General features: G+C 29.7%; 9 protein-coding genes. 6 read left to right on the top strand and 3 right to left on the bottom strand.

Annotation, left to right across the window (positions count from 1 at the left end; genetic code table 11):
- Nucleotides 1-331 precede the first annotated feature (331 nt).
- From ACIQ56_RS10020 to tgt, 3 genes are all read left to right on the top strand, one after another.
- Nucleotides 332-1441, top strand: a complete 1110-nt coding sequence (locus tag ACIQ56_RS10020; protein ID WP_397600925.1) for a M14 family zinc carboxypeptidase — start codon at nt 332-334, stop codon at nt 1439-1441.
- Between the two features lie 157 nt (nt 1442-1598).
- Nucleotides 1599-2024, top strand: coding sequence for a DoxX family protein (locus tag ACIQ56_RS10025; protein WP_397600926.1), 426 nt, complete (start codon nt 1599-1601; stop codon nt 2022-2024).
- Nucleotides 2025-2180: 156 nt separating this feature from the next.
- A complete protein-coding gene (gene tgt, locus ACIQ56_RS10030) occupies nt 2181-3290 on the top strand; it encodes a tRNA guanosine(34) transglycosylase Tgt (RefSeq protein ID WP_397600927.1) in 1110 nt (369 codons plus the stop codon).
- A gap of 149 nt (nt 3291-3439) precedes the next feature.
- Here tgt and ACIQ56_RS10035 read toward each other — a convergent pair whose 3' ends face one another.
- A complete protein-coding gene (locus tag ACIQ56_RS10035) occupies nt 3440-3595 on the bottom strand; it encodes a hypothetical protein (protein ID WP_397600928.1) in 156 nt (51 codons plus the stop codon).
- 174 nt (nt 3596-3769) lie between these two features.
- Nucleotides 3770-4273, bottom strand: coding sequence for a CarD family transcriptional regulator (locus ACIQ56_RS10040; protein ID WP_148698734.1), 504 nt, complete (start codon nt 4271-4273; stop codon nt 3770-3772).
- Between the two features lie 677 nt (nt 4274-4950).
- Between ACIQ56_RS10040 and ACIQ56_RS10045 the strand changes: the two genes are divergently transcribed.
- Genes ACIQ56_RS10045 through ACIQ56_RS10055 form a run of 3 tightly spaced genes read left to right on the top strand, consistent with a single transcriptional unit; the run spans nt 4951 to nt 9596 of the window.
- Nucleotides 4951-6558, top strand: a complete 1608-nt coding sequence (locus ACIQ56_RS10045; protein ID WP_397600929.1) for an HD domain-containing protein — start codon at nt 4951-4953, stop codon at nt 6556-6558.
- 27 nt (nt 6559-6585) lie between these two features.
- A complete protein-coding gene (locus ACIQ56_RS10050) occupies nt 6586-8745 on the top strand; it encodes a thioredoxin domain-containing protein (protein WP_397600930.1) in 2160 nt (719 codons plus the stop codon).
- 2 nt (nt 8746-8747) lie between these two features.
- Complete coding sequence (locus ACIQ56_RS10055) at nt 8748-9596, top strand: pyruvate, water dikinase regulatory protein (protein WP_397600931.1); 849 nt, start codon at nt 8748-8750, stop codon at nt 9594-9596.
- Between the two features lie 14 nt (nt 9597-9610).
- Here ACIQ56_RS10055 and ACIQ56_RS10060 read toward each other — a convergent pair whose 3' ends face one another.
- A complete protein-coding gene (locus ACIQ56_RS10060) occupies nt 9611-10027 on the bottom strand; it encodes a chorismate mutase (RefSeq protein ID WP_397600932.1) in 417 nt (138 codons plus the stop codon).
- Nucleotides 10028-10134 lie beyond the last annotated feature (107 nt).

The raw sequence follows: 10134 nt of genomic DNA on the forward strand, positions 1-10134 counted from the left end.
ATGGCTTCAATTAATTTGTTACCTTATTAATCGCACTGCTTACTTCCACGCTGATGGCTAATCTTTACGTGGGTGAGATTCGCACTCACTGGTTCTTACGCACTTATCTTGGCGCACCATAAAAAATATCCTTAATCATTAAAGCTAGTTAGATAAATATACGATTTATCGCATTCTTAACATAAGTCTTTCTATTAGCCATGATAATACTAGCATAGTTTAGTTCATGACGGAAGCCTTGCAAAGACTCCTTATACGTGTTGCAATAAATATATGAAAAGTTTATGAAAAAATATTATTTATTTTACAAAATTAGATAAAAGGAATTCTCATGGTTATTGCTCCAGTCAAGGGCAAAATCAATATAAAATATATCCTTTGTTTACTTGTCTTAATCTGTTTTAATAACACTTATGCTATTAATATTATAGAAAAAAATGAAATTTCTCCCGTTATTTTTGAAAACATAAATATTCCTTTGTCATTACTTAATATTAGCGGAATTCCTTTCACTAGTTTTCATGTATTAAACGATATCCAAAGAGCTCGTTCTCAAAAACAAATCATGGATTTATGCCAAAGAGTCGATTCAACATATAAAAAATTAAATTGGGGAAAAAGCCCTTGCATTTCAGCTCCTTGGAAATATGATTATGTCAGTGAAAATGGGAACCCTCTAATATATTGGGATTTTATAAGTGATTCCTTAGATGAAGATCAAAAAAAGAATATTACAGTTGTTTTAGGAGGAGTTCATCCCGATGAGTTGACCCCCATACACCTTGCCTTTCAATTTGCAGAAGCTTTACAAAAAAACCCCGAACTTTATGCAAATTCACATGTCATTGTTGCGCCTCTTGTAAATCCAGATGGCTTTTTTACAAATCCTCCCAAAAGAACAAATGCAAATGGAGTTGATTTAAATCGAAATTTTCCTACAGCCACTTGGAATAAATATGCTTATCAAGTGTGGCTAAAATCAAAACAAAAAGACAGAAGAAAATTTCCAGGATATTTTGCGAATTCGGAACAAGGTACAAGATTTCAAGCTGATTTATTAGAAAAATTTCATCCAGATAAAGTCATTTCTATTCATGCGCCACTTGCTTTTTTAGATTTAGATTATGAAATTCCTCAGCTATTATCTATTAGAAAACTTACGGATCAACAAAAAAAAGCACGAAATTTAGCTGAACTCTTATCAAGAAGTGCTGGTAATTATAAAATTAAAGATTTAGGGATATATCCTGGAAGTCTAGGAAACTATGCTGGTAATGAAAGAATCATTCCTACTATTACACTTGAGATGAGTAGTAGCAATCCAAAGTTTGTCAAAAAATTTTGGAATGACTTTTCTCCAGGACTTTTTAAAGCTATAAAGTATGAGTTTAAAAAACATCAATTTGCTGATATTGGAAACTCCAATACAGATAATCAGTAATTTTATTTAATTTTATTCACTTAAATTATAAGTTCAAAAAAACATTTCCTTAAGATTGAAAAATAAAGAAAAAGTTATAAGATTCATACTAAATACCATAAGAGTTTTGTTTATTCTTATGTGAATAATTCGTATTTATCCTTTTTATGAGGTTTAAATGAAAAATAAATTTTTAGCCGTAAATTCAAATGGCACACCTGCCGATCTTACTTTATTAATCATACGTATTGTTTTTGGATATGCATTTATAATTCATGGTTGGAGCAAAATTTTAAATCCATTTCATTGGATGGGTGCTGACGCGCAAGTTCCCGCTTTTTTTCAAGCACTTGCCGCACTCTCCGAATTTGGAGGAGGAATTGCTCTTATATTAGGACTTTTAACGCGTTTAAGTTCTTTAGGTCTTTTTTTCACTATGATTGTGGCCGTCTATAGCCATATATTTATTTATGGGAATGCCTTTATTTCTAAAGAAGATGCATCCTATGAATTACCTGTAATTTATGTTTTATTGTCCCTTTTATTTATTGTAATTGGACCTGGAAAATTCTCTTTAGATAAAAAGATATTCGGTCATAAATAATTTTTAATTTAAATTCAGAAATTAAATTCATTGATTCAAATATTCATTTGTTTATTTGAATTTTTTTGTTGAAATTTTCATAATTATTGTTAAAAAATAATTTCTCCTCCAATAAGATTTATTGGTGATTTTTTCATTTCTTTTTTAGGCACAAAAATGGCACTTAAATTTGATTATATTGCAAAAGATCCAAATTCAGAAGCAAGAAGAGGGAGAATTCATACTGCTCACGGTACAATTGAAACTCCTGTATTCATGTCTGTTGGAACTTTTGGATCCGTCAGAACCCTTGATCATACCGAATTAGAAGACATTGGAGTTCAAATTATATTAGGTAACACCTATCATCTTTATTTAAGACCAGGTCCTGAAATTTTAAAAGATGTTGGCGGATACCATAAATTAATGAGTTGGAATAAACCTATATTAACAGATAGTGGAGGATTTCAAATATTCTCGTTACCACACCAAAGAGTCATAAGTGAAAAAGGTCTTACTTTTAAAAGCTATATTGATCAAAGTTACAAAAGATTAACTCCTGAAAGTGATATCGCTTTTCAAGAAGTTATTGGATCCGATATTATGATGGTTCTTGATGTTTGTGTACCTTCAACTAGCTCCTATGATATTTGCGTTGATGCAATGAACAGAACGCATCGTTGGGCAAAAAGATGCAAACAAGCAAAAACGAGAGATGAAAATTCTTTATTTGGAATAGTTCAAGGTGCCATTTATGAAAATCTTCGACAAGAAAGCGCAGAAACTCTTGTTAACTTAGATTTTGATGGATATGCCATTGGCGGATTAGCCGTAGGTGAAACCGATGAAGAAAGAGATCATTTTACAAACTTTACAGCAAAACTTCTTCCTCAAAATAAACCTCGTTACTTAATGGGGGTAGGTACCCCACACGATTTAGTTCGAAGTGTTCTTGCTGGAGTTGATATGTTTGACTGCATCATTCCAACAAACCATGCACGCCAAGGTGTCGCTTATACTTTTGGTGGAAAAATAAAATTAAGAAGAGTTTTTCATGCTAGAGAAACAATCCCTATTGATGAAAATTGTGGATGTTTTGTGTGTAAAAGATTTTCAAGAGCTTATTTGCATCAATTAACAAAATGCGAAGAACCTACTGGATGGAAATTAATTTCATATCACAACACATGGTTTTATGAGAGATTAATGGAAAAAATTAGAGATACAATTGTTGATGGTACGTTCTCTAGCTTTGCAAAACATTTTTTAGAAAATGCGGATGATTAATTTGTTTTTCCTACCTCAAAGATTTTTCAAAAGCTTCTTTTACTGAAATTTGTTTATTTGTAAATTATGCTTTGTTGAATAAGATTATTAATATTCTCCTGATTTCCATCTATTTTAAAATATGTAAAATATTTTTTTAAAATTGAAAATTACACCACATTATCCATAAAAGTTCCGTTTACTTTTATTTTCTTAAATAAACTATTATCTAAATATAACCATTTCCATTTTACAGAATCATTTGAACAAAAAACACTTACTTCTTCTGCATATGTATTTAAAGAAAAAAGCAATGAACATAACAAGATTATTTTATTACCTTGAGAGAACTTTTAAAAAATGTCAAGTATGTTTTAAATTAATTTTAATGAATATATTTATAATTATTTTGTTAAAATTTTATATATTTTTCAAAAAAACCAAATAAAAAAGCCTCCCTTTTTTGGGAGGCTCTTTGTAGAATGAAATTGAATAAAAATTTAGATCGCAAATAAAATATGATTTAATTCATGTTCAATAACGCTTTTTTCTTCACCGCGAGCAACAGAAATTTCAGAGACAAGCATATTACGTGCGCGCTCAAGCATTTTCTTTTCACCAAAAGAAAGCTCTTTATCAGAACTTAAAGAAGATAAATCTCTAAGAACCTCAGCAATTTCAACTAAATCACCTGTATTTAACTTGTCATTCAACGCTCTAAAACGGCGATTCCAAGTTGCAGTAGATTTTTTAGATGGAGACTGAAGAATTTGAAATACTTTTTCTACATCTGGTAATGAAATAACAGAACGAAGACCAACAGTTTTTGCGGCTCTAGTAGGAACCATCACTTTAGCGCCTGTTGAATGAATTTTAAGGACATAAAAGTCTTGTTGAGCTCCGCCAATGCTGCATTCTTCAATATTTTCAATCGTTCCAACACCATGGCAAGGATAAACCGCTTTTTGACCAACAATGAAATCGTAGAACTTTTCAGCACTCATGCTGCAAGACCTCCAGAAAAAAGAAACCCGTTGCACCTTGTAATAAAAGTCAAGAAAAACAACGAGAAATACTTAAGTTTTTAATGAAAAAATAAAATATGAATATTATTTATCAGTCTTATTCCGCTACAGAAAGATATTAAATTTGAATAAAGCAAAAAGCCCTCTCTTGCATCTAACAGCAATAGAAGATGCTTTCTAAATATTCTTAAAAATTTCTCTCTAAAATATACCACAAATTTTCATTGTAGCCTTAAGGGATTTTCACCCAAAGATTGAATTTGCAATCTTAAAATTCCAAAGTAATCGTTCTATCAAATTTTAGCTTTAAAAAGTTTTTTTAAAGCTAAGTCATCTTCAAAAAAAAAATTGAAGAGTATATTTGACATAACCCAAAAAAACTAATAGTGAGTCGCCTAAGAGAATGTTTTTTAAAAACTCTGGTTGAATCAAAAAAGAGTAAAAAAACAAAAGCTAAAGCAAATCACGCCATTGAAATTAGTTAAACCTAAACTTATTGTATTAAAAAACCGACCTTTTGAAGCCTGTTTTTGCAAGTCAAAGCATCATCTAATTTACCTAGACAAACCAATTTTGTCAATTTATTTTGCATAGTAATTGCGCACCTATTTAACATTAATAACTTTTTTATAGAGTGGCATTTAAAAGGAGACTCAATGGCTCTCACAATAGCTCGTAAAGGATATTCTATAATTGACAAAAAAACATTAAAACTTATTTTTACTGGTAAAATTAGAGATTCTTTGCACGATACCATACCATTTACTGAGCATGAAAAAAAAATCATAAATTCTAAAGAATTTCAAAGACTTAGGCGAATAACTCAGACTGCATTTACTCTTTACGCCTTTCCTGGGGCTACCCATACAAGATTTGAACATTCTCTTGGGGTTATGCATGTTGCTGATTTAATGTTAAATTCAATCATTAATAACCAAAAAAGACTGCTAGAATCATTAGATCTATCCTGTGAAGACACCCCTAAACATACAAAAGAATTTTTTTTAGAAAATGAAAAATTGAATGGTTCTTTAAGTATGACAAAAGAAGCTTTGCATTATTTAGAAAATTGTCCCTATTTGACACAATGTCTTCGTTTTGCTGCACTATTACACGACATAGGTCATGCCCCTTATAGTCACTCAGGCGAACGGTTTATGGTAACATGGGAGTCTTTTGGAAGTCATTTAGAGCAATTAGATGCACCTTTATGGCTAAAAACCCCATTTAAAAATAAAATTAAAAAATTAAAAGAAAAAAATTTCAATTTAAATGAACTTAAAATTCGTCATGAAGTTTATACGCTAATTATTGTTTCAAAAATATTTAATGAAGAAGATGATTTTTTATCTGTAAAAATGGGACAAGATATCTGTGCCATTTTAGATCTTTCCGTATCACCAAACTCTAATGGAGATCTCCATAAAAGTGGTTTGCAAAATTTATTGCATGAAATTGTAAGCGGTGAAATTGATGCAGACCGAATGGATTATCTATTAAGAGATTCAAGAGAATGCGGAATCATTTATGGATACTTTGACTTAGGAAGAATTCTCGATTCCATTGGATTTTATTTAAATCATAAAACAAAAAAATATCACTTAGCATTAAGACGTAGTGGAATTTCTGCTTTTGAGGATTATTTGAGAGCTCGCTGGAGCATGTATCAGCAAGTATATTTTCATAAAACAGTAACAGCATGTGAAGCAATGCTTCAAAATATAAACAAAAATTTTCCTAATTTTACTCTACCAATTCAAATTGATGAATATCTTGCGATTGATGAACATAGTTTTTTTCCCTATATAGAAAAAAACTACGCTTCCAATTTAAAACCATTTACAAAAGAAATTTTAACCGATTTAATTTATAATAGAAAACTTTGGAAAAGAGTTTATGAAGAATTTATTCCTAAAAACACTTTAAGAACTATCCCTTCTTTATGTCCTACAATTACAAACTATTTACAAAAAATAGATTGTCCTGCTGAAATTATAGAAAACAGTACAAATTTAACTAATTTTTCTCCAAAAGGAAAAGAGAACTCTTCTAAAAATAATTTAAAAATTATTATAAAAGATGTTCATTCATTAAGGTACCTTGAACCTGTTGAAAATCATAGTACTCTTATTAATAGAGTAGATGAGGAATTTATTATTAGAAGAATTTATATTTCTAGATTTAAAGAAAATTTAGAGGATATATCTTCTAAAGAAATTCAAAAAATAATTTCTGATAAAATTATCAATCCAGAAAATAACTAAAATAAATATAATTAGCAGGAAATTAAAATGGAAAATGAAAATAAATTATTTAAAGAAACAAGCCCCTATCTTTTACAACACAAAGGCAATCCTGTAAATTGGTTTCCTTGGTGTGAAGAAGCATTTGAAAAAGCACGACAAGAAAATAAACCTATATTTTTATCGATTGGGTATTCAAGTTGCCATTGGTGTCACGTTATGGCACATGAAAGCTTTGAAGACATAGAAACTGCAAAATTAATGAATGAATTATTTATTAATATTAAAGTGGACAGAGAAGAAAGACCGGACATTGACGAAATTTATATGGAAGCCGTCATGCTCATTACAAAACATGGCGGATGGCCATTAAGTGTTTTTTTAACTCCCGATCTAAAACCATTTTATGGTGGAACCTATTTTCCCTTAGAATCGAAACATAATTATCCTTCATTTAAAGATGTTCTTAAAGCAATATCTAAATTTTATATAGAAAATAACCAAGAAACAGAAGAAAGATCTTCTAAAATTATTCATTATTTAAATGAAAGTAAAATGGAATCCAGTTTAGTTAAATTAGAAAATCACATTTCAGATCAAAATATAACAATTGATAAAATAGTTGATCATTTATTGCCAACTTATAAATCTCTTCTAGAATTACTTGAAATGGATGAAGATAAAATAAATGGAGGATTTGGAAGTGCTCCAAAATTCCCTCAACCATCTAAAATATCTGCAATGTTATTATCAAATAACAAACATAACAAAGCTCATGCAATCTTAACTTTAGACAAAATAAGATGTGGTGGAATAGTAGATCAAATAGGGGGTGGAATTTCTCGTTATAGCGTGGATAGCAAATGGCTAGTGCCACATTTTGAAAAAATGTTATATGATAACGCTCAATTGCTTACTTTATACGCTATTGCTAGTAATTTATTAAAAGAAAATAATAAAGATTTATCTCTTGAGTTTCAAAAAGTATCTGAAAGTATTTTTGAATATTTAGAACGGGATTTAAAGTGTAAAAAAACGGGATTATATTTTAGTGCAGAAGATGCTGATAGTGAAGGTGAAGAAGGGTTATTTTATACTTTTTTAGAATCTGAATTTACAGAACTTTTTAAAAACAATTCTGAGCTTCTGGAATTTGCAAAAAGATTATATAAAGTAACAAATATCGGGAACTTTGAGGGATCTAATATATTAACAGTTCCACAAGATTTTAAAAAGTTTTGTGATGAAATATCAATTTCTTTAGAAGATGGAAAAACCTATTATTCCGAAATAAGAAAAACTTTATTTAATGAGAGAAATAAAAGAATAAGACCTGGCCTTGATAATAAGTGCCTGCTTTCATGGAACGCTCTTACTGCTACTGCGTTTATTCAATCTTCAATTATTTTAAATAATACCGATTTTCTTAAACAGGGATTGAGTTTAATTCAAAGTATTTTTAAAAACTTTAAATCACCACAAGGATATTTTCATGTTTATACTAATGGACAAGCAAAAATATCTCCCTTTGTAGACGATTTAGGATTTTTACTAGAAGCATGTATTGAAAGTATTTTAATTACGGGTTGCGAAAGTTTAATTAAAGAAATATTAGAAATTGTTAAAACAATTCATAAAAATTATGTTGATCCTATTTCAGGAACTTTATATTATTCTAAAAATGACAAAGATCTTATTAATAGACCAATTAAGTTTGAAGATAATGTGATATATAGTCCAAATTCTGCAATATTTGGAAGCTTAACAAAGTTTGTTCTTTGGCTAGGAAGTATAGACAATTATAATAAAATTTCACCGAGCGATCACAAAATGATTGAGTCTCTTGCATTAATTTCTGTATCTAATACAGTTATTTTGTCTCAAAAAATACCAACTGCTTGCGCTCAGATGCTTCAAAAAATTAAATTTTTAGAATATAAAAATGTTATTATTATCAATAATAAAAACGACATCTCTGCCCCTCTTCAAAATTTTCACTTAGCCTATTCTGCTTGTATTAATCATTTAAATGATTATTCTATTCTAGGTGGTGTGTTAAATTCAAAATATGAATTAGAAAATATTCATGAATACATTAAAGATCTATTCTCTCTTAATTATGAAGCTGAATATTCTTTTTGCAACAAAAAAGGCTGCACACTGCCTACAAAAAATTTATCAGAATTATTTTCGAGATTTGAGGATTAAATATGAATAAATTGAATACAAATTTAAGTATTCCAAATATTTTTACGGTATCAGATGGTACAGGAGAAACCGCTTTAAGTATTGTTCGAGCTGTTCGTGTTCAATTTGAACACGCAGAAATGCATATTGAAAGATACAATAAAGTAAGGAGCCGTGAAATGTTAGAGGAAATGCTCCTTTCCGCTAAAAATAAAAATGCAACTGTCGTTGCTACTTTAGTTAATCCTGAACTGAGAGTGTTTTTAATATCTCGTTCTATGCAATTAGGAGTAAAGGTTGTTGATGTTTTATTTCCACTCTTAGAAACATTATCCGAACAATTAGGAAAACGTCCTAGCTCTATTCCAGGTCTGTTACGTCAATTAGATGAAGGTTATTTTAAACGAATTAGTGCAATTGAATACACTGTAAGACATGATGATGGTGTTATTTCTTCTGATTTACCAGAAGCAGATATTATTTTAATTGGTGTATCTAGAACTTCTAAAACTCCACTTTCTATGTATTTGGGGCACAAAGGTTATAAAGTAGCAAATATTCCTTTAGTTCCAGGAATTGATCCACCGATTGAACTTTCAAAAGTAGATCAAAATAAAATAATAGGACTTATTATTGACCCTACTCGTTTAGCTGAAATTAGAGTAGCAAGAATCGAAGCTTTAGGCACAAATGATATTGGTGATTATGCTGATATTGAAAAAATATTTGAAGAACTGGAATGGAGCCGAGAAATATTTAAGAAAAATAAAAGATGGCCTGTATTAGATGTTACTGGAAAAGCGCTCGAAGAAAATTCAGTCGAAATAGAAAAAATTATTTTAAGCCGATTTCCAGAACTTTCTGATGAATAAATTTTAACTATTTCTTATTTTTTTACTTTATTTTGATCCATACTTTTTTGTTCACTTTCAGCAGATTTATCAACAATTACTTGAAATACACTTTTTGTAAATCCTTCTGGAAGGCCTTTTGATTTACCAAACTCTTCGGCAGTGTCTACAACTTGATCAGATCTTTTTTTATCATAAGCTAATGCAATATTATTTTTTAATTTAATTTCTCCAGCCTGATTCACATATTCCATTCTTTTCGCTAATAGTGATATAATTTCTTTGTTTATTTCGTCAATATGATTCCGAACACATTTTAAATCTTCACATTTTTCTACTTTTTCATGCTTTATATTATTTGAGGCTGATTCATGATCTGAACAAGCATAAACAGAAGGAAAAGAAAGAACTAAAAGAAAAGATAATATTATTTTTTTGGTAGGTAGAGACATGACTTTTATTTCCTTTCAAATAAAGTAATTCATTGCCATGAAACCCCTGCAGAACCGGACTTGTAGTTTTCCCACATCCGGCTCCCAGAGATGATATTCATTGCGTA

This window comes from Silvanigrella sp. (genome assembly GCF_044369315.1).
Taxonomy (GTDB): domain Bacteria; phylum Bdellovibrionota_B; class Oligoflexia; order Silvanigrellales; family Silvanigrellaceae; genus Silvanigrella.